Annotated in this window: 16 protein-coding genes and 1 tRNA gene; 2 read left to right on the top strand and 15 right to left on the bottom strand. The window is 58.1% G+C overall.

What is annotated here, in order from left to right; genetic code table 11:
• From BLW69_RS22655 to rpsL, 4 genes are all read right to left on the bottom strand, one after another.
• On the bottom strand, positions 1 to 94 hold a 94-nt coding region (locus BLW69_RS22655; RefSeq protein ID WP_018010120.1), incomplete at its 3' end, for a GTP-binding protein.
• Positions 95 to 188: 94 nt separating this feature from the next.
• Positions 189 to 2288: an elongation factor G gene (fusA, locus tag BLW69_RS22355; protein ID WP_062453161.1), complete on the bottom strand. Its 2100-nt coding sequence runs from the start codon at positions 2286 to 2288 to the stop codon at positions 189 to 191.
• A gap of 33 nt (positions 2289 to 2321) precedes the next feature.
• Positions 2322 to 2792, bottom strand: coding sequence for a 30S ribosomal protein S7 (gene rpsG, locus BLW69_RS22350; protein WP_062580266.1), 471 nt, complete (start codon positions 2790 to 2792; stop codon positions 2322 to 2324).
• Positions 2793 to 2873: 81 nt separating this feature from the next.
• Entirely contained in the window at positions 2874 to 3245 is a 372-nt protein-coding gene (gene rpsL / locus BLW69_RS22345) for a 30S ribosomal protein S12 (protein ID WP_042618537.1), read from the bottom strand.
• Positions 3246 to 3744: 499 nt separating this feature from the next.
• Between rpsL and BLW69_RS22340 the strand changes: the two genes are divergently transcribed.
• The gene (locus BLW69_RS22340) at positions 3745 to 4038 is read left to right on the top strand and encodes a hypothetical protein (RefSeq protein WP_062453163.1); all 294 of its coding nucleotides are present in this window, start codon (positions 3745 to 3747) and stop codon (positions 4036 to 4038) included.
• A 110-nt stretch (positions 4039 to 4148) separates the two neighbouring features.
• Here the strand turns inward: BLW69_RS22340 and rpoC are convergent, their stop codons facing one another.
• From rpoC to BLW69_RS22290, 10 genes are all read right to left on the bottom strand, one after another.
• Positions 4149 to 8357 (bottom strand): DNA-directed RNA polymerase subunit beta', encoded by a 4209-nt coding sequence (rpoC, locus tag BLW69_RS22335; protein ID WP_092665502.1) that lies wholly within the window; start codon positions 8355 to 8357, stop codon positions 4149 to 4151.
• Between the two features lie 188 nt (positions 8358 to 8545).
• Positions 8546 to 12676 (bottom strand): DNA-directed RNA polymerase subunit beta, encoded by a 4131-nt coding sequence (rpoB, locus tag BLW69_RS22330; protein WP_062454716.1) that lies wholly within the window; start codon positions 12674 to 12676, stop codon positions 8546 to 8548.
• A 247-nt stretch (positions 12677 to 12923) separates the two neighbouring features.
• On the bottom strand, positions 12924 to 13298 hold the full coding sequence (gene rplL / locus BLW69_RS22325; protein ID WP_062453165.1) for a 50S ribosomal protein L7/L12: 375 nt from the start codon (positions 13296 to 13298) through the stop codon (positions 12924 to 12926).
• Between the two features lie 55 nt (positions 13299 to 13353).
• The gene (gene rplJ, locus BLW69_RS22320; protein ID WP_062453166.1) at positions 13354 to 13872 is read right to left on the bottom strand and encodes a 50S ribosomal protein L10; all 519 of its coding nucleotides are present in this window, start codon (positions 13870 to 13872) and stop codon (positions 13354 to 13356) included.
• Positions 13873 to 14209: 337 nt separating this feature from the next.
• The gene (gene rplA / locus BLW69_RS22315) at positions 14210 to 14908 is read right to left on the bottom strand and encodes a 50S ribosomal protein L1 (protein WP_062453167.1); all 699 of its coding nucleotides are present in this window, start codon (positions 14906 to 14908) and stop codon (positions 14210 to 14212) included.
• A gap of 1 nt (position 14909) precedes the next feature.
• A complete protein-coding gene (rplK, locus tag BLW69_RS22310) occupies positions 14910 to 15341 on the bottom strand; it encodes a 50S ribosomal protein L11 (protein WP_062453168.1) in 432 nt (143 codons plus the stop codon).
• A gap of 174 nt (positions 15342 to 15515) precedes the next feature.
• Positions 15516 to 16046, bottom strand: coding sequence for a transcription termination/antitermination protein NusG (gene nusG, locus BLW69_RS22305; protein WP_062453169.1), 531 nt, complete (start codon positions 16044 to 16046; stop codon positions 15516 to 15518).
• Between the two features lie 15 nt (positions 16047 to 16061).
• The gene (gene secE, locus BLW69_RS22300) at positions 16062 to 16262 is read right to left on the bottom strand and encodes a preprotein translocase subunit SecE (RefSeq protein ID WP_062453170.1); all 201 of its coding nucleotides are present in this window, start codon (positions 16260 to 16262) and stop codon (positions 16062 to 16064) included.
• Positions 16263 to 16457: 195 nt separating this feature from the next.
• A tRNA-Trp gene (locus tag BLW69_RS22295) sits at positions 16458 to 16533 on the bottom strand.
• Positions 16534 to 16641: 108 nt separating this feature from the next.
• Positions 16642 to 18036 (bottom strand): capsule biosynthesis protein, encoded by a 1395-nt coding sequence (locus tag BLW69_RS22290; protein WP_092665500.1) that lies wholly within the window; start codon positions 18034 to 18036, stop codon positions 16642 to 16644.
• Positions 18037 to 18245: 209 nt separating this feature from the next.
• Here BLW69_RS22290 and BLW69_RS22285 point away from each other — a divergent pair, with 209 nt between their 5' ends.
• On the top strand, positions 18246 to 19550 hold the full coding sequence (locus BLW69_RS22285; RefSeq protein WP_092665498.1) for a capsule biosynthesis protein: 1305 nt from the start codon (positions 18246 to 18248) through the stop codon (positions 19548 to 19550).
• Between the two features lie 108 nt (positions 19551 to 19658).
• On the opposite strand, the gene tuf is transcribed toward BLW69_RS22285, so the two are convergent.
• The coding region (tuf, locus tag BLW69_RS22280; protein ID WP_092665496.1) for an elongation factor Tu at positions 19659 to 20657 on the bottom strand (999 nt) is incomplete at its 5' end.

The following is a 20657-nucleotide window of genomic DNA, read 5'->3' as shown; positions in this document are numbered from 1 at the left end:
TCGCCGCAGTCAGCGACGTCTTGCCGTGGTCGACGTGACCGATCGTGCCAATGTTGACGTGAGGCTTATTGCGCTCAAACTTGCTCTTTGCCATTTCCGGCTCTCCATTTTGCGTGAGCCCTCAAGGGCTCCAATTCTTGTTGTCGCCCCGGCACGAGGCCGAGGCGTATTTTGGATCGGTATTCCGATTACTTCTGACCGGAATACTTAGCCTGGATTTCGGTCGCGACGTTCGACGGAACCGGTGCGTAGTGATCGAAGGTCATCGAATACTGTGCACGGCCCTGCGACATGGAGCGCAGGTTGTCGACGTACTTGAACATGTTCGCGAGTGGCACGTGAGCGTTGATAACGATCGCGATGCCGCGCTGTTCCTGGCCCTGGATCTGGCCACGACGGGAGTTCAAGTCGCCGATCACGTCACCGACGTAATCTTCCGGGGTCACAACTTCGACCTTCATCATCGGCTCGAGAAGCTGTGCGCCAGCCTTCTTTGCCGCTTCACGGAAGCAAGCACGCGATGCGATTTCGAACGCGAGGACCGAGGAGTCGACGTCGTGGAAGGCGCCATCCATCAGGGTTGCCTTGACGCCGAGCATCGGGAAGCCCGCGAGCGGACCCGAAGACAGAACGCTTTCGATACCCTTCTGAACGCCGGGGATGTATTCCTTCGGAATGGAACCACCAACGATCTTGGATTCGAACTTGAATTCGTCGCCATCCGGGTTCGGTTCGAAGACGATCTTGACGCGCGCGAACTGACCGGTACCACCGGACTGCTTCTTGTGCGTGTAATCTTCTTCGTGCGTGCGTGTGATGGTTTCGCGGTAGGCAACCTGCGGCGCGCCGACAGTAGCTTCTACCTTGAATTCACGGCGCATGCGGTCGACGAGGATGTCGAGATGCAGTTCGCCCATGCCGGCGATGATCGTCTGACCAGACTCTTCATCCGTCTTGACGCGGAACGAAGGATCTTCAGCAGCCAGGCGGTTGAGCGCGAGGCCCATCTTTTCCTGGTCGCCCTTGGTCTTCGGTTCGATCGCGATCTGGATGACCGGCTCAGGGAATTCCATGCGCTCGAGGATAACCGGGTGCAGCGGATCACACAGGGTGTCGCCGGTCGTGGTTTCCTTGAGACCTGCGAGAGCAACGATGTCGCCTGCAAAGGCTTCTTCGATGTCTTCACGGGAGTTGGAATGCATCTGCAGCATGCGGCCGACGCGCTCGCGCTTTTCCTTGACCGTGTTCATGACGGCCGTGCCCTTGGTGAGCTTGCCGGAATAGATACGGGCGAAGGTGAGCGAACCAACGAAGGGGTCGTTCATGATCTTGAACGCAAGCATCGAAAGCGGCTCATCATCCGACGGATGACGGGCGATTTCGGCTTCGGTCTTGACGTCGATACCGTTGATGGACGGGATGTCGAGCGGCGAAGGCAGATATTCGACAACGGCGTCGAGCAAAGGCTGAACGCCCTTGTTCTTGAAGGCCGTGCCGCAGAACATCGGATGGAACTTGACGTCGATGGTACCACGACGAACCAGCGCACGGATCTTGTCATTGTCCGGCATGATGCCGTTCAAGTAGTTTTCCATGGCTTCTTCATCGATATCGACGACCTGTTCGATCATCTTCTCGCGGTATTCGGCAGCCTTTTCCTTCATGTCGTCAGGAATCTCGACGACGTCCCAGGCAGCGCCGAGCGACTCGTCGCGCCAGATCAGGGCATTCATCTCGATCAGATCGATGACGCCCTTAAACTCGGTTTCTGCACCGATCGGGAGCTGCATGACAACAGCGATGGCGCCGAGACGGGTTTTGATCATTTCTACCGAGCGGTAGAAGTCAGCGCCGGTCTTGTCCATCTTGTTGCAGAAGATCATCCGCGGGACATGGTACTTCTCGGCCTGACGCCAGACGGTTTCCGTCTGCGGCTCTACGCCGGCGTTTGCGTCGAGAAGAGCGATCGCACCGTCGAGCACGCGCAGCGAACGTTCGACTTCAATGGTGAAGTCGACGTGGCCGGGAGTGTCGATGATGTTGAAGCGGCGCATCTTGCCGTCACGGCCCTTCCAGAAGGTCGTGGTCGCAGCGGAGGTGATGGTGATCCCACGCTCCTGCTCCTGCTCCATCCAGTCCATGGTGGCTGCGCCATCATGAACTTCGCCGATCTTGTGCGACTTGCCCGTGTAGTAAAGAATCCGCTCTGTGGTCGTGGTCTTGCCGGCGTCGATATGCGCCATGATACCAAAGTTGCGGTAGTCTTCGATTTTATATTCGCGAGCCATAGGACTGCCTTTCGAAACTCGATCGGGTGAAGATTACCAACGGTAATGCGAGAATGCGCGGTTTGCGTCCGCCATCTTGTGGGTGTCTTCACGCTTCTTGACGGCGCTGCCACGGTTGTTCGAAGCATCCATGAGTTCGCCCGAGAGGCGATCGATCATGGTGGTTTCGTTACGCTTGCGGGCAGCAGCAATCAGCCAGCGGATGGCGAGAGCCTGACGGCGCTCCGGGCGAACGTCGACCGGGACCTGGTAGGTTGCACCACCAACACGACGCGAACGGACTTCGACGTGCGGAGCGACGTTGTCGAGGGCTGTGTGGAAGATGCCGAGCGGATCGGACTTGGCCTTGCCCTGCACGGAGTCAAACGCACCGTAGACAATGCTTTCGGCGACAGACTTCTTGCCGTGAAGCATGATGGCATTCATGAACTTGGTGACGATCAAATCGCCGAACTTCGGGTCCGGATTGATCTCACGCTTTTCTGCACTATGGCGTCGGGACATATTACTCGTCTCTCAAACGGTTTAGACGCTTTATCACGCGGAGAACCTCGCGCAGCGCCGGAAAATTGGAAATCCGAAGGATTACTTCGGACGCTTCGCACCATACTTCGAACGGCGCTGCTTACGGTTCTTGACGCCCTGGGTGTCGAGAACGCCGCGGATGACGTGGTAACGAACGCCTGGCAAGTCCTTTACGCGGCCGCCACGGATCATGACGACAGAGTGTTCCTGCAGGTTGTGACCTTCACCCGGAATGTAGCCGATGACTTCGAAGCCATTGGTGAGGCGAATCTTGGCAACCTTACGCAGAGCCGAGTTAGGCTTCTTCGGGGTCGTCGTATAAACGCGGGTGCAAACGCCGCGCTTCTGCGGGTTTTCCTGCAGAGCAGGAACCTTGTTGCGCTTTACCTGTGCCTGGCGTGGCTTACGGATCAGCTGGTTTACGGTAGGCATATACCCATCCCTTGCAAAATCTTCTTTCAAGCCCCTTTCGGGACCATTCGGATGCCGTTTCCGGCGGCGACACACACATCTCCTCATGCACGAAACGTGGCCCGATCCGTATCCGGATGGACCACATAAGGCAGAGGACGCATTGAAAACGCGTCGTGCGTGCAGCATTCTTGTAGTCAACGTGCGTTTTTTGGAAACCTGTTTGAGGCGAACTCCGGAGAAAGACTCTCCAGACGCACATGTCTCACATGGTGTCCGATGCCGCGGCGTTTACTGACTTAACCCTTCTGCGTCAAGAGCTGGCCCGAAAATAATGGCGGAAAGCCTTGTTTACCGGGGTTTTCGATCTCCTGAAAAGCCGCCCCAAAACATTAAAGTTCGACCCTGGGATTTCCGTTTGGGAATCACTGAATATGGCAATAAAGGAAGTTTCGGAACATTCCTCGCTCTTGCCTCTTGATGACAATGAAGCGTCAGCCCCTTTACCTGGAGATTGCACATGGCAAACCCCGCCGATAACGACAATACGCTCGATGACCCGATGATTTTCATCATCATCGGCAAGGCTTACGAGACCAAGGGCGGCGAAGGCATCGAGATGCATGTCATCCTGCGCGCGCCCGACGATGATTCCGCCGTAAGGGAGGCGTTGAACGCGCTCACCGAAGAAGGCTTCCTGGAGGCCGACCTCGATCAGATCGGCGTCCTGACCGACGAGCCGCCGGAAGAGCCGCATGCATCGGCCTATCAGGGTGCGCTTGAGGGCGAAGTCGCGATCATTCGCTTCGACTGACCATTGTCTGAATACAGCAAAACAAAAACGCCCGGATCGCTCCGGGCGTTTTTTTGTCGTGCGCTCCTGAAAAGAGAGCGCCCGTTTCCGCGCGCCCTACCCTCGCAGCCTTATTCGGCCGGAGTCTTTTCCGGGTTCATGTTCTGCAGCATCGGTGTAGCCGAGCCAGCGCCTGAGCCCTTCTTGCGTTCCTCGAGGATGAGGTCGTCGCGCGAAGTGGCGATGCGGCGGATCTGCGTCATGGTGCCGCCAGTACCAGCCGGGATGAGACGGCCGACGATGACGTTTTCCTTCAGACCCTGCAGCGTATCCGTCTTGCCGGCGATTGCAGCTTCCGTGAGAACCTTGGTGGTTTCCTGGAAGGATGCAGCCGAGATGAAGGACGGCGTCTGCAGCGATGCCTTGGTGATGCCGAGGAGTACCGGGTCGCCAAAGGCAGGCTTCTTGCCTTCCTCGATGAGACGGTCATTGGCATCGTCAAGCTCGATCCGGTCGACATTGTCACCGACGATATACTGGCTGTCGCCGCTATCGGTGATCTCGACCTTCTGAAGCATCTGACGAACAATCACTTCGATGTGCTTGTCGTTGATGACAACGCCCTGCAGACGGTAGACTTCCTGGATTTCGTTGACCAGGTAGGAAGCGAGTGCTTCCACGCCCTTGATCGCCAGGATGTCGTGCGGCGCAGGATTACCGTCGAGGATGTAGTCGCCCTTTTCGATGTAGTCGCCTTCCTGAAGGTGGAAGGGCTTGCCCTTCGGGATCAGGTATTCGACTGCTTCGACACCGTCTTCGGCAGGCTCGATCTGGACGCGACGCTTGTTCTTGTAGTCGCGGCCGAGGCGGATCGTACCATCGATCTCAGCGATGATGGCGTGGTCCTTCGGACGACGAGCTTCGAACAGTTCGGCAACGCGCGGCAGACCACCGGTGATGTCCTTGGTCTTGGCGCTTTCCATCGGGATACGCGCCAGAACATCGCCCTGCGATACCTTGCTGCCCGGTTCTACGGACAGGATGGCATCGACGTTGAGGTTGAAGCGGGCGTCACCACCACGCGACAGCTTCATGATCGCACCCGAAGCGTCCTTGATGACGATTGCAGGCTTCAGATCGATACCGCGCGGGGTCGAACGCCAGTCGATAACCTGACGCTTGGTGATACCCGTGGATTCGTCGGTCGATTCCGATACCGAAATCGAGTCGACCATGTCCTCGAAGAACACCGTACCGGCGACTTCCGTCATCATCGGGCGTGTGTAGGGGTCCCACTCTGCAAGACGCTGACCACGACGAACCTTGTCGCCGTCATCGACATGCAGCTTCGAACCGTAGGCGACGCGCTGCGAGGAACGCTCGACACCACGCTCGTCGAGAATGGTGACCGACATGTTGCGGCCCATCGCGACGAGAACGTTTTCCGAGTTGCGCAGCATGTTGCGGTTCTTGATCTGGATCGTGCCCTCATAGGACGCTTCCAGGAACGACGAGTCGACCACGTTTGCCGTACCGCCCAAGTGGAACGTACGCATGGTCAGCTGGGTACCCGGCTCACCGATCGACTGAGCAGCGATAACGCCGACAGCCTCACCCATGTTGACCGGTGTACCGCGCGCAAGGTCACGGCCGTAGCAGATCGAGCATACGCCCGTCTGAACTTCGCAGGTCAGTGCAGAGCGGATACGGATCGACTGAATGCCAGCCTTTTCGATCTCGATGACATCGGGCTCGAGGATCATGCGACCAGCATCGACGATGCGCTCACCCGTGACTGGATGATCGATGTCGTCGAGGGCCGTACGACCGAGAACGCGGGTACCGATGGACGCAACCACCTGACCGGCGTCAACGATGGCGGTCATGGTGAGACCACTCTCGGTGCCGCAATCGACCATGTTGACGATGCAGTCCTGGGCCACGTCGACGAGACGACGGGTCAGGTAACCGGAGTTCGCCGTCTTCAAGGCGGTGTCTGCGAGACCCTTACGGGCACCGTGGGTCGAGTTGAAGTACTCGTTAACGGTCAGGCCTTCTTTGAAGTTCGAGATGATCGGGGTCTCGATAATTTCACCCGACGGCTTCGCCATCAGGCCGCGCATGCCGCCCAGCTGACGCATCTGGTTCGGTGAACCACGGGCGCCGGAGTGGGACATCATGTAGATCGCGTTCATCGGCTTCTGGCGACCGGTCTCTGCGTCGAATTCGACAGCCTTAATGCGGGCCATCATGTCTTCGGCAACCTTCTCGGTGGCCTTGCCCCAGGCGTCTACGACCTTGTTGTACTTCTCGCCCTGAGTGATCAGGCCGTCGTTGTACTGCTGTTCGTATTCCTTCACGAGGGCTTCGGTATCACCGACGATCTTCACCTTCGAGTCCGGGATGATCATGTCGTCCTTACCGAACGAAATGCCAGCCTTGCACGCGTGGGTGAAGCCGAGCTGCATGATACGGTCGCAGAAAATGACCGTGTCCTTCTGACCGCAGTGACGGTAGACCGTGTCGATCATCTTGGAGATGTTCTTCTTGGTCATTTCCTGGTTGCAGGTCTCGTACGGCACCTTGAAGTTCTTCGGCAGAAGTTCGCCGATGATCATACGACCAGGTGTCGTTTCATAGATCTTGGAAACCGGCTTGCCGTCCTCGTCGACCGTCTTGAAACGACCGCGAATCTTGGCGTGCAGGGTGACGACCTTGTTTTCCAGAGCATGGTGCAGTTCGCCCATGTCCGAGAAGACCATGCCTTCGCCCGGCTCGTTCTGATTGAGGATCGACAGGTAGTACAGGCCGAGAACCATGTCCTGCGAAGGAACGATGATCGGCGCGCCGTTTGCCGGATGCAGAATGTTGTTCGTCGACATCATGAGCACGCGGGCTTCAAGCTGGGCTTCCAGCGAGAGCGGCACGTGAACAGCCATCTGGTCACCGTCGAAGTCGGCGTTGAAGGCCGTGCAGACGAGCGGATGCAGCTGGATGGCCTTGCCTTCAACCAGGATCGGTTCGAAGGCCTGGATGCCCAGACGGTGGAGCGTCGGCGCGCGGTTGAGGAGAACCGGATGCTCGCGGATGACCTCGTCGAGGATATCCCAAACTTCCGGCTTTTCCTTTTCAACCAGCTTCTTCGCCTGCTTGACGGTCGAGGAGTAACCCTTGGCGTCGAGACGGGCGTAGATGAACGGCTTGAACAGCTCGAGCGCCATCTTCTTCGGCAGGCCGCACTGGTGCAGCTTCAGTTCCGGACCGGTCACGATGACCGAACGACCGGAATAGTCGACGCGCTTGCCGAGAAGGTTCTGGCGGAAGCGGCCCTGCTTGCCCTTGAGCATGTCGGACAGCGACTTCAGCGGACGCTTGTTGGCACCCGTGATGACGCGGCCACGACGGCCGTTGTCGAACAGCGCGTCCACAGATTCCTGCAGCATGCGCTTTTCGTTGCGGATGATGATGCCCGGAGCGCGCAGTTCGATCAGGCGCTTCAGACGGTTGTTACGGTTGATGACGCGGCGGTACAGATCGTTGAGGTCGGACGTCGCGAAACGGCCGCCGTCAAGCGGAACCAGCGGGCGCAGATCCGGCGGGATGACCGGAACGACCTTCATGATCATCCATTCCGGGCGGTTGCCGGATTCCATGAAGTTCTCGACGATCTTCAGGCGCTTCATCAGCTTCTTCTGCTTGAGATCCGAAGTGGTCTCAGCAAGGTCCGTGCGAAGGTCGCCAGCGATCTTTTCCAGATTCATCGATGCCAGCATCTCGTAGATGGCTTCAGCACCGATCATCGCCGTGAACTGATCTTCACCGAACTCGTCGATGGCGATCATGTATTCCTCTTCCGACAGAAGCTGATTTTCCTTCAGCGACGTCAGGCCAGGCTCGGTGACGATATAGTTCTCGAAGTAGAGAACGCGTTCGACATCCTTCAGCGTCATGTCGAGCAATGTCGAGATACGCGAAGGCAGCGACTTCAGGAACCAGATATGGGCAACCGGAGCAGCGAGCTCGATATGGCCCATGCGCTCGCGGCGAACGCGCGACAGCGTGACTTCAACGCCGCACTTTTCGCAGATGATGCCCTTGTACTTCATGCGCTTGTACTTGCCGCACAGGCATTCGTAGTCCTTGATCGGTCCGAAAATGCGCGCGCAGAAAAGACCGTCGCGTTCAGGCTTGAACGTACGATAGTTGATCGTTTCCGGCTTCTTGATCTCGCCGTAGGACCACGACAGGATCTTTTCCGGGCTCGCAATCGAGATCCGGATCGAATCGAAGTGCTGTGCGGGCACTGTCGGGTTGAAAAGGTTCATGACCTCTTGGTTCATGCCTGTCTCCTTGATGGGGCGTAACGCCCTCAGTCGGGTCGCGGTACCGGCAAATTCCCGGGATGCCAATCCTCGACCCATAAATGACAATAACCGCAGAATGCGGCAAAACTCCCCTCTCCCGGTGCTAACTTCACCGGCGGAAGGAATGGCGTGCGCGGTTGCCCCCGCACGCCCCTTGTCAAATTTTATTCGGCCGCGTCGGGCAGTGCGTCAGCCGTATCGAGCTTGGAATTTTCCAGTTCGACCGACAGACCCAGCGAGCGCATTTCCTTGACGAGAACGTTGAAGCTCTCCGGAATGCCTGCCTCGAACGTGTCGTCGCCTCGGACGATCGCCTCGTAGACCTTGGTACGACCTGCCACGTCGTCCGACTTCACCGTCAGCATTTCCTGCAGGGTGTAGGCGGCGCCGTAAGCTTCCAGAGCCCAGACTTCCATTTCCCCGAAGCGCTGACCACCGAACTGAGCCTTACCACCGAGCGGCTGCTGGGTGACGAGCGAGTACGGACCAATCGAACGCGCGTGGATCTTGTCGTCCACAAGGTGGTTCAGCTTGATCATGTACATGTAGCCGACAGTCACCTGACGGTCGAAGGCTTCACCGGTACGACCGTCGTACAGGGTCGACTGACCGCTTTCGTGCAGACCGGCCTTCTTCAGCATCGAAGCAACGTCTGGTTCATGCGCACCGTCGAAAACCGGCGTTGCGATGGAGACGCCCTTGCGGGACTGTTCGGCAAGTCTGACCAGCGAGTCATCGTCGAAGTCGACGACTTCGTTCTTTGCCTCACTGGCATACACGTCGGTCAGAACTGTCTTCAGCTCGCCGATGTCCATGGTCTTGCGGTATTCGTCGAGGAGCTCGCCGATCTTCTTACCCATGCCGGCGCAAGCCCAGGCAAGGTGGGTTTCGAGGATCTGACCGACGTTCATGCGCGAAGGCACGCCCAGCGGGTTCAAGCAGATGTCGACGTGGGTACCGTCTTCGAGGAACGGCATGTCTTCGACAGGCACGATACGCGAAACAACGCCCTTGTTACCGTGACGGCCAGCCATCTTGTCGCCCGGCTGGATCTTGCGCTTCACAGCGACAAAAACCTTGACCATCTTCATGACGCCCGGAGGCATTTCGTCGCCGCGCTGGACCTTTTCGACCTTGTCCATGAAGCGATGCTCGAGCAGCGACTTCGACTCGTCGTACTGACCACGCAGTGCTTCGATCTCGCCCTGGACCTTTTCGTCTTCGACCGCGAACATCCACCACTGGGAGCGGGGATATTCGGAGACGACGGCGTTGGAGAGCTCGACGCCCTTCTTGAAGCCCTTCGGACCGGCGACAGACGCCTGACCACGGAGCATCTCGATCAAACGGCCGTAGACGTTACGGTCGAGGATCGCCTGTTCGTCGTCGCGGTCCTTGGCGAGGCGTTCGATTTCCTCGCGTTCGATCGCCATCGCACGTTCGTCCTTTTCGACGCCGTGACGGTTGAAGACGCGAACTTCGACGACGGTGCCAAACGTGCCCGGAGGCATACGCATGGACGTGTCGCGAACGTCGGAAGCCTTTTCACCGAAGATGGCGCGCAGAAGCTTTTCTTCAGGCGTCATTGGGCTTTCGCCCTTCGGTGTGATCTTGCCGACGAGGATGTCGCCCGGCTGAACTTCGGCGCCGATATAGACGATGCCGGCTTCGTCGAGGTTCTTCAGCGCTTCTTCCGATACGTTCGGAATGTCGCGCGTGATTTCTTCAGGACCAAGCTTCGTGTCACGCGCCATCACTTCGAATTCCTCGATGTGGATGGAGGTGAACACGTCGTCAGACACGATGCGCTCGGACATGAGGATCGAGTCTTCGTAGTTGTAGCCGTTCCAAGGCATGAACGCGACGAGCGCGTTGCGGCCAAGAGCCAGGTCACCGAGGTCGGTCGAAGGACCGTCAGCGATGATGTCGCCCTTGTTCAGAATGTCGCCGACGGCGACCAGCGGACGCTGGTTGACGCAGGTGTTCTGGTTGGAGCGCTGGAACTTCTGCAGGCGGTAGATATCGACGCCGGACTTGCCGGATTCGAGGTCTTCCGTTGCACGGATAACGATACGGGTCGCATCCACCTGGTCCACAACACCGCTACGGCGGGCAGCAATCGCCGCGCCGGAGTCACGCGCAACCACAGGCTCCATGCCGGTGCCGACGAACGGCGCTTCGGCGCGAACCAACGGAACCGCCTGACGCTGCATGTTGGAACCCATGAGGGCGCGGTTGGCGTCGTCGTTTTCGAGGAACGGGATCAGAGCCGCTGCGACGGAGACGAGCTGCTTTGGCGAAACGTCCATCAGGTTGACGGTGTCGCGCGGGGACAGCATGACTTCGCCGGAATGGCGGCAGACCACGAACTCTTCAACGAAGGTGCCTTCGGAGGTGAGTTCCGAGTTCGCCTGCGCAACGTAGTACTTCGCCTCTTCCATAGCGGAGAGATAGACGACGTCCTTCGTGACCTTGCCATCGATGATCTTGCGGTACGGGCTTTCGATGAAGCCGTACTTGTTAACGCGGGCAAAGGTTGCAAGCGAGTTGATTAGACCGATGTTCGGGCCTTCCGGCGTTTCGATCGGGCAAATACGGCCGTAGTGGGTCGGATGAACGTCGCGGACTTCGAAGCCTGCGCGCTCGCGGGTCAGACCACCCGGGCCAAGTGCCGAAAGACGACGCTTGTGGGTGATTTCCGAAAGCGGGTTCACCTGGTCCATGAACTGCGACAGCTGCGAGGAACCGAAGAATTCGCGAACCGCGGCAGCAGCCGGCTTCGCATTGATCAGGTCCTGCGGCATGACGGTGTCGATCTCGATCGACGACATGCGTTCCTTGATGGCGCGCTCCATGCGGAGCAGGCCGAGACGGTACTGATTTTCCATCAGTTCGCCGACAGAACGAACGCGGCGGTTGCCGAGGTTGTCGATGTCGTCGATTTCGCCCTTGCCGTCACGCAGTTCGACGAGCATCCGGACCACGGCCAGGATATCGTCCTTGCGCAGAACGCGCATCGTGTCTGGAGCGTCGACGTCGAGACGCATGTTCATTTTCACGCGGCCGACGGCGGAGAGATCGTAACGCTCCGAATCGAAGAACAGCGAATTGAACATGGCTTCGGCCGAGTCCATCGTCGGCGGCTCGCCCGGACGCATGACGCGGTAGATGTCGAACAGTGCATCCTGACGATGCTCGTTCTTGTCTGCGGCCAGCGTGTTGCGGATGTAGGCGCCAACATTGATGTGGTCGATGCCGAGAACCGGGATCTCGTCGAAACCGTGGTCGAGGATGACCTTGAGGGTCTTCTCGTCGATTTCGTCGCCGGCTTCGAGATAGATCTCACCCGTCGAGTAGTTGACGATGTCTTCGGCCAGATAGTTGCCGTAGAGGTCGTCATTCGTTGCCTTGATGGCCTTGAGGCCCTTCTCGGTCAGCGAACGAAGCAGACGCGGGGTCAGCTTCTTGCCGGATTCCACAACGACTTCGCCGGTATCGGCGTCAACCATTTCCGACAGCGCCTTGGCACCCTTGAGGGTTTCGGCGTTGAACGGAATGCGCCAGCCTTCGCCGTCGCGAACATAGTTGGACTTCGTATAGAACGTCGACAGGATTTCTTCGCCGTCCATGCCGAGTGCCATCAGCAGCGACGAGACGGGGATCTTGCGGCGACGGTCGATACGCGCGTAGACGATATCCTTGGCGTCGAATTCGATGTCGAGCCAGGAACCGCGATACGGAATGACGCGAGCAGCGAAAAGCAGCTTGCCGGACGAGTGGCTCTTGCCCTTGTCGTGGTCGAAAAACACGCCTGGCGAACGGTGCATCTGAGACACGATGACGCGCTCGGTACCGTTCACGATGAACGTGCCGTTGTCGGTCATGAGCGGCATGTCGCCCATGTAGACGGACTGTTCCTTGATGTCCTTGATGGACTTCGCGCCCGTATCCTCGTCGATATCAAACACGATGAGACGCAGCGTCACCTTGAGAGGCGCTGCGTAGGTCAGATCGCGCTGACGGCATTCTTCAACGTCGAATTTAGGCGGTTCGAATTCGTAGGACACGAATTCGAGCATGGAAGCGCCGGAGAAATCGCTGATCGGGAAGACAGACCTGAACACGGAGTTCAAACCTTCGTCCGGACGACCACCCTTCGGCTCTTCAACCATCAGAAACTGATCGTAAGACGCCTTCTGAACCTCGATAAGGTTCGGCATTTCTGTGACTTCGGGGATTTTCCCAAAAAACTTGCGTACGCGCCTGCGACCGTTAAATGAAAGGGTCTGAGCCATCGTAGCTCCTTCAAAATTGCATCCGGGCCTGCAACGGACGGGGTTCGCTGGCCAGTCGATCCCGTCGAACATGGTATTCTCAAACTCGTCCTACTTCCCGAAAGCGAAAGGCCGGATTGCCTTCTCGGTTCGGTTCAGGACCATCCTCTTGAGAACCCATTACCCAGGGGCCGTTTTCACGATCCCTGGGTAATAGTTTCGGAGGAAGAAAGTGGGGGAGACTGATCTCCCCCACCGTATTCCGATATTACTTGACGTCGACCTTGGCGCCTGCGTCTTCAAGCTTCTTCTTGAGGTCTGCAGCTTCAGCCTTGGAAACGGCTTCCTTGACAGCCTTAGGAGCGCCTTCGACGAGGTCCTTAGCTTCCTTCAGGCCGAGACCTGTGATTGCGCGGACTTCCTTGATGACGTTGATCTTGTTAGCGCCGGCTTCAACGAGGATAACGTCGAATTCGGTCTTTTCTTCTTCAACGACAGCAGCAGCACCGCCGCCAGCAGCAGCAGCTGCGACAGGAGCAGCAGCCGAAACGCCCCACTTTTCTTCGAGCATCTTGGAAAGCTCAGCAGCTTCCAGAACGGTCAGGGCGGACAGGTCTTCAACGATCTTTGCGAGATCAGCCATTTTATCAGTTCCTTATATTCGGTTCGAACTTGGTTTTGAACAGCGAAAAACCGCCTTACGCGGCTTCGTCCTTCTTTGAGTAAGCCGCAAACACGCGAGCAAGCTGAGCTGCTGGTGCGGATACAACCGTTGCAATGCGGGTAGCCGGGGCGTTCAAGAGGCCCAGCAGCTTGCCACGAAGCTCGTCCAGCGAAGGCAGGGTCGCAAGCGACTTGACTGCTTCTGCGTTGAGCGTGGTTGTTCCCATGGCTCCACCGAGGACAACGATCTTGTCGTTAGTCTTGGCGAAATCCACGACGACTTTGGGAGCAGTGATCGGGTCATTGCTGTAGGCAATGAGTGTCTGACCGGTGAAGAGATCGGAGATCCCTTCTGCTTCCGTACCCTGAAGAGCGATCTTGGCCAGGCGGTTCTTCGCGACTTTGACGGTGCCGCCAGCAGCACGCATTTTTGAACGGAAGTCGTTCATCTGCGCAACTGTGACACCAGCATAGTGGGCCACGACAACTGAACCAGAAGCCTTGAAGACTTCATTCAGCTCCGTGACGAATTCGCGTTTTTCCGCTCTTTCCACTGTCTGTCTCCAGTTGATAGGACCGCAATCCTGCAGGCCCTACCGGGTTTGCCTTTGCCTCGAACGATCGTTTAACGGACCGTCCGTGGCGGTTGAGGATCCTGTCCCCCCGCTCTGTCGCCACGAAGGCTTCAGGCTTAAGGCACACAAGGCTCGAACCGAATTGACAACGCCGGAGCGCCGAAAATCTGCGTTCTTACCCGTCTCATGCAGGCCAAGTGATTAAGGGAAAACCACCTGCAATCTCGGACAGGAATTCCGGATTTCTCCGTAAATTCCCGCTCCCCGAAGGGAGAGGGAATTCATGCAGCCGGAGCCCTGGGGCTCCGGCAATTCATTAAGCGGCTGTGACCGACGAAGGCTCGATCTTGACGCCTGGGCCCATCGTCGACGAAATCGCGACGCGCTTCAGGTAGTTGCCCTTGGCGCCAGCCGGCTTTGCCTTGATGACGGCGTCAGCAAAGGCACGGATGTTTTCTTCGAGTGCCTTGGCATCGAAGGAAGCCTTGCCGATGCCGGCGTGAACGATACCGGCCTTCTCGACGCGGAACTCGACAGCGCCGCCCTTGGAAGCCTTGACGGCTCCGGCAACGTCCATGGTCACAGTACCGACCTTCGGGTTCGGCATCATGCCACGCGGGCCGAGAACCTTACCGAGACGACCGACGAGCGGCATCATGTCAGGAGTTGCGATGCAACGATCGAAGTCGATCTTGCCGCCCTGAACGATTTCCAGCAGGTCTTCTGCGCCAACAATGTCTGCACCAGCAGCCTTGGCTTCATCAGCCTTGGCGCCACGTGCGAAAACAGCAACGCGAACGTCACGGCCGGTGCCGTTCGGCAGGTTGACAACGCCGCGGACCATCTGGTCTGCGTGACGCGGGTCAACGCCGAGGTTCATCGAGATTTCGACGGTTTCGTCGAACTTAGCCGTCGCACGTTCCTTGACCATCGAGATGGCTTCGGTGAGAGCGATGAGCGTTGTCGGATCCACGCCTTCGCGGATCTTCTTCATGCGCTTTGCGAGCTTTACCATGTTAAGCCACCACTTCCAGGCCCATGGAGCGGGCAGAGCCCTCAACCATCAGCATTGCGCCTTCGACGTCGGCTGCGTTGAGATCCTTCATCTTACCTTCGGCGATCGCACGGACCTGAGCCTTGGTGATGGTACCGGCCTTGCCACCCTTGCCTGGTGTCTTGGAACCGGATGTGATCTTCGCTTCCTTCTTCAGCCAGTAAGTAACCGGCGGCTGCTTCATCGCGAAGGTGAAGGACTTGTCCTGGTAGTAGGTGATGACGACCGGGATCGGCATACCCTTTTCCATTTCCTGCGTGGCGGCATTGAACGCCTTGCAGAATTCCATGATGTTGATGCCACGCTGACCAAGCGCCGGGCCGATTGGCGGGGACGGGTTAGCCGATCCTGCCTTGACCTGAAGCTTGAGCTGGCCTGCTACTTTCTTAGCCATTTCTCTGCCTTTCGTTATGGACCGATATCTTGGTCCGAAATGCCGGATTGACCGGCGGCTGCGGTTGCGTGGTGCGGCTTACCGAGGTCCGGCTAGACCCCTCACCTTCCACGCGGGTTACGGCAAACGCCGCACAGGGCCGCCAACTCAATGGCAGCCCATATTCAAAAACAATCAGACCTTCTCGACCTGAGCGTATTCGAGCTCCACCGGAGTGGCGCGGCCAAAGATCGACACTTCGACCTTGAGGCGCGAACGCTCTTCATCGACATCCTGAACAACGCCGTTGAACGACGCGAACGGACCATCGGAAACACGAACCTGTTCACCAACCTCGAACGAGATCGAGGACTTCGGCCGCTCGACACCTTCCTGAACCTGACCGAGGATACGATCGGCTTCGGAGTCAGGGATCGGAACAGGCTTGTTGTCGGAACCAAGGAAGCCGGTAACCTTCGGCGTGTTCTTGATCAGATGGTAGGCTTCGTCCGTCAGGTTCGCACGAACCATGACGTAGCCTGGGAAGAACTTGCGTTCGCTATCGACCTTTCGGCCGCGACGCACTTCCACAACCTTTTCCGTCGGAACGAGGATCTGTTCGAACAAATGCTCAAGCCCCTTCTGGCGAGCCTTGTTCTCGATGTCCTCAGCGACCTTTTTCTCAAAGTTCGAATATGCGTGGACGATGTACCAGCGGGCCGCCATCTTAATACTCCAGGATCAAACGCTGACGTTCAGCACGAAGCCGAGCAACCAGCCAATAAGCTGGTCCGCAGCGAAGAAAAACAGCGCCGCAACCACGACCATGACCAGAACCATGATCGTCGAGATCGTGGTTTCACGGCGGGATGGCCAAGTGATTTTAGACGCTTCGGAACGAACCTGCTTGAAGAACGTTGCCGGATTGGTTTTGGATGCCATCGATTGCCCACGCAATTACGGCACGTAAAGCCGATATCGTTCAGCCCCACGCACCGCGTGTCTGTTGTTCCCTACATAAACACCCATTTCCCGTTAAACAAGAGGAAAAAGGTGCCTACATGAAATTCCCAACTTTGGACAACAACCGCTCAGCGCCTATCAATTACAGTCGCAAGCTATGTGTTGTGCGAAGGCTGGCAGGGGCAGCCGGGCTTGAACCGACGACCTGCGGTTTTGGAGACCGCCGCTCTACCAACTGAGCTATACCCCTTCAAACCGAAGACTGACGGACCATCAAGATCCTCTCCGTCACCGGCTAGGCGCTCCCTTTAAGACGCTGCGCCGGACTTGGCAAGAGTGTTTTTCGAACTTTGCCAGGCTATCTGAATTTGCCGCCGACGTTGTCGCCGAGATCTCTTGCCGAGACCGGGGACAAGACTTGATCCGGCTTCCCCAGGAGAAGATCGCGCGTTGAAAGCTCGACAGCGCCCGTCGCCGTCCCGGTCGCCGGCACGCGCCTCTCTGTTGGCAGCGGAAGCCGTTGCCATGCCAGACGCGGCGGTTTTTCGACGAAGGCACCAGGTTCGTTGACGGTGCGGTCGCGAACGCGGGTGATGATCGATTCGATCGCGAGCGCGCGGCCCTCTTCGTGATAGAAATTGCCCTTGATCTGTACCGTGCCGGCCAATGCCTTGATGAAAGCGCGCAGCAGGTTCGCGTCAAGCGGCTCGGGGTCAGACCAGAACGAGTCGATCCCGCCCTGATGGGTCAACCCGGGCATGTCGTAAACTGCCGCACCGAGCGCAATCGTCGGAAGACCGGCTCTCAGGCTGTGCATCGCCGTCGTGGAGTTGGCAACGATCGTCCCGTGCGAATGCTTTAGGATCGCACCGAGCTCGCCCTTTTCGATAAACACGACCCGGTTTGACACATGATAGCGTGCGGCGATCTTCGACACGACCTTGCGCCAGCCCTCGAGATCGTTGTCTAGTGGATGCTGCTTGACGATCAACCGTGAACTTTCGGGCGCATGCAGCGAGAACGAATGGATAACCTGATCGATCATCTGAGAGAGATGCCGATAAGGAGAGTTTGCTCGGATCTGGTAGTCGCTCTGCAATTGCAGAGCCAGGAGGTAATTCTTGCCGGTTTCGCCGTCGAAAAATCCCTCTGGCAGATCGTGGCGCGAACGGAACATGCGCGGCAGCCACGACAGATAGTCGAACAGCGGATCGTAGTACTTGTCCGAGCGGTAGAACGGGAACATCGGGCGGCCGAAATATGCCAGGAGATTATAGATGACCTCGTTTGTCGCCTCCTGTCCGAACGTGTGGCCGTAGCGCGCCTTGAGATCCGGTTCGGGAACCTGCTCGGCAACCTTGCGAATCACGTTCGGATCGTTGGGGAAGTGCGAGAAGCGGCCCATGCCATTGCGTTCGAGCGTGATCCAGTCCGGCCGAAGATAGCCGAACTCGACGGCATGACACTGAATGCCCAACCGACGTGCAACGCGTCCGGCAAAGCGATGGTAGGGCAGCCTGTCGGCATAATAGAGAATGTCGGTGATGCCTTCGCGACGGATGAGTTCAGCCAGATAGCGTGGCCAGGCCCTCAGCGTTCCGCGATAGTTGATCGCTCCGGACTTGCGCCAGTAGGCCTGGTCTCCGAACGAGAAGTTCACACGCTTCGTACCGATCCCCTGCGCTTCGAACGCGTTTGCCAGCTCGCGCCAGAACACGGACGGTGGACCTTGGAGAAACAGGACTTTTGTCATTCGAAGCCAATACCGCTTGATTCGGGATCATGAAATTGAGGGTCGTTTAGCCTGATCGGGGTTCTCCCGACGTAATACACAGCTCCCCGTACGTGAGACGGATGCCAATTCACACAATTACCGTTAAACAGTTCCGGTACTTTCACGAAGGCACCACCGTCGTCAATGGCGCCTTTTACGCACGAAGCATATCCCAAGGTTACGTCGCCATGCATCAACGCCGATTCCTGCTGCTTCAAGGACCCGCCTCGCCGTTTCTCAAGAAGCTCGCGGAAGCCCTTGAAAACAAAGGCGCGCAGGTATCGAAGATCAACCTATCCATAGGTGATGTGGCGTTTTGGTGGCCGCGCAAAAGCGAACTGTTTCGCGAAAAGCCTGAACATTGGGCAGTGTATCTCGATCGCTACATAAGCGATCACAATGTAACCGATATCGTCATGCTTGGTGATGGTCGTGCGCCGCATCACAGCGCGGCTGCCGTTGCGTCAGCCAGAGGCGTTGACGTCCATATTCTCGAACACGGGTATCTGCGGCCCGACTGGCTGACGATAGAGCCGGATGGCATGTCGGCACATTCTCGCTTCCCGCAGGATGCGGAGCGTATCCGCATGATCGCGGAAAGCGCACCGGCCATTGACAGGGTCGGACGCTACCGCTCCAGCTTCTTCACCTACGCGCTCTACGATCTTGTCTATCACGTTCCCAATGTTCTCTTGGGATGGCTCGTTCATCCGCACTACCGGACCCATGGGCCCGTGCATCCGGTTCGCGAATATGCCGGCTGGATCTGGAAAGCGCTGAGGATGAAATCCCGGCGACGGAATGCCGATCTCGCGACCACAGCCGCCCTCGCCCCGATCCAGACGGCGGATGGTGAGCGCTTGCCTCGGGTCTTCTTGGTTCCGCTGCAGCTTCCTGGGGATTACCAGATCATCCGTCACGCCCCCGGCGGCGACCTCTTCGCCATCGTCGATTCGGTGATTGCTTCTTTCGCAAAGCACGCAGGCAGTAACGACCGCCTGCTGTTCAAGGTCCATCCGATCGACAATGGACTGTCGCGCTGGCCCGAGCGCATCCGGGCCGCCTCGAACCGCCACGGAATACCGGACCGTGTCTTCTATGCGGATGGGGGTGACACCGACGACCTTATCATCCGCGCGGCCGGCGTCGTCACAGTCAACTCGACCGTCGGACTGACCGCGCTATCGATGGCAAAGCCGGTAGTTGCGCTGGGCGCTGCGGTTTACGACATCCCCGGGCTGACGTTCCAAGGGCCACTCGCGGAGTTCTGGACAAATCCGGGATGGCCGGACATGGAACTGTTCGACGCCTTCCAGCGGGCGCTTGCCGCGACGACGCAGGTCCGCGGTGGTTTCATCGGGAGAGACGCGATTGAAGCAGGCGCCGAGAATGTTGCAGCACGGCTTATGGAGCCTGCGCCACGCCTGCCAAAGAGCTGGGCCAAGCCATGCGGCAGCACGCAGTTCCGCTATATGAATGAACTCTTTGGCTGAACGGCGTCCGCGCTTCCTGCGGACGTCTCCTGACCGATTTCAACACGCTGTAACGAAAAAGGCCCCGCGGTTTCCCGCGAGGCCTTTTTTAAGTGGTTGATCTATCGATTACTCGATGATCGAGGCAACGATGCCGGCGCCGACGGTACGACCGCCTTCGCGGATCGCGAAGCGCAGCTTTTCTTCCATCGCGATCGGAACGATCAGCTCGACTTCAACGGTGACGTTGTCGCCTGGCATAACCATTTCCGTGCCTTCAGGAAGCGAAACGATACCGGTCACGTCCGTTGTACGGAAGTAGAACTGAGGACGGTAGTTCGTGAAGAACGGCGTATGACGGCCGCCTTCTTCCTTGGTCAGGATGTAGGCTTCTGCCATGAACTTCTTGTGCGGCTTGACCGAACCCGGCTTGCACAGGATCTGGCCACGCTCGACGCCGTCACGCTGTACGCCACGGATCAGAGCGCCGATGTTGTCGCCGGCCTGGCCCTGGTCGAGCAGCTTGCGGAACATTTCGACGCCGGTAACCGTCGTCTTGGTCGTGGCGCGGATGCCGACGATTTCGACTTCTTCACCAACCTTGACGATGCCACGCTCGACGCGACCGGTCACAACCGTACCACGGCCCGAGATCGAGAACACGTCTTCGATCGGCAGCAGGAACGGCTGGTCGATCGGACGCTCAGGCGTCGGGATGTAGGCGTCAACAGCTGCCATCAGTTCGCGAACGGCGTCTTCGCCGATCTTCTTGTTCGAATCTTCAAGAGCGGCCAGAGCCGAACCCTTTACGATCGGAATGTCGTCGCCCGGGAAGTCGTAGGACGACAGAAGTTCGCGAACTTCCAGTTCGACGAGCTCGAGGAGCTCTTCGTCGTCGACCTGGTCAACCTTGTTGAGGAACACGACGATCGCCGGAACGCCAACCTGACGAGCAAGCAGAATGTGCTCGCGGGTCTGTGGCATCGGGCCGTCGGCAGCCGAGCAAACCAGGATCGCGCCGTCCATCTGCGCCGCACCGGTGATCATGTTCTTGACGTAGTCGGCGTGGCCGGGGCAGTCGACGTGTGCGTAGTGGCGGTTTGGCGTTTCGTATTCGACGTGTGCCGT

It is taken from the genome of Rhizobium sp. NFR12 (genome assembly GCF_900108545.1).
GTDB lineage: Bacteria > Pseudomonadota > Alphaproteobacteria > Rhizobiales > Rhizobiaceae > Neorhizobium > Neorhizobium soli.
Note: the sequence above shows the minus strand (reverse complement) of the source record. Positions and strands in the feature narration are given on the sequence as shown.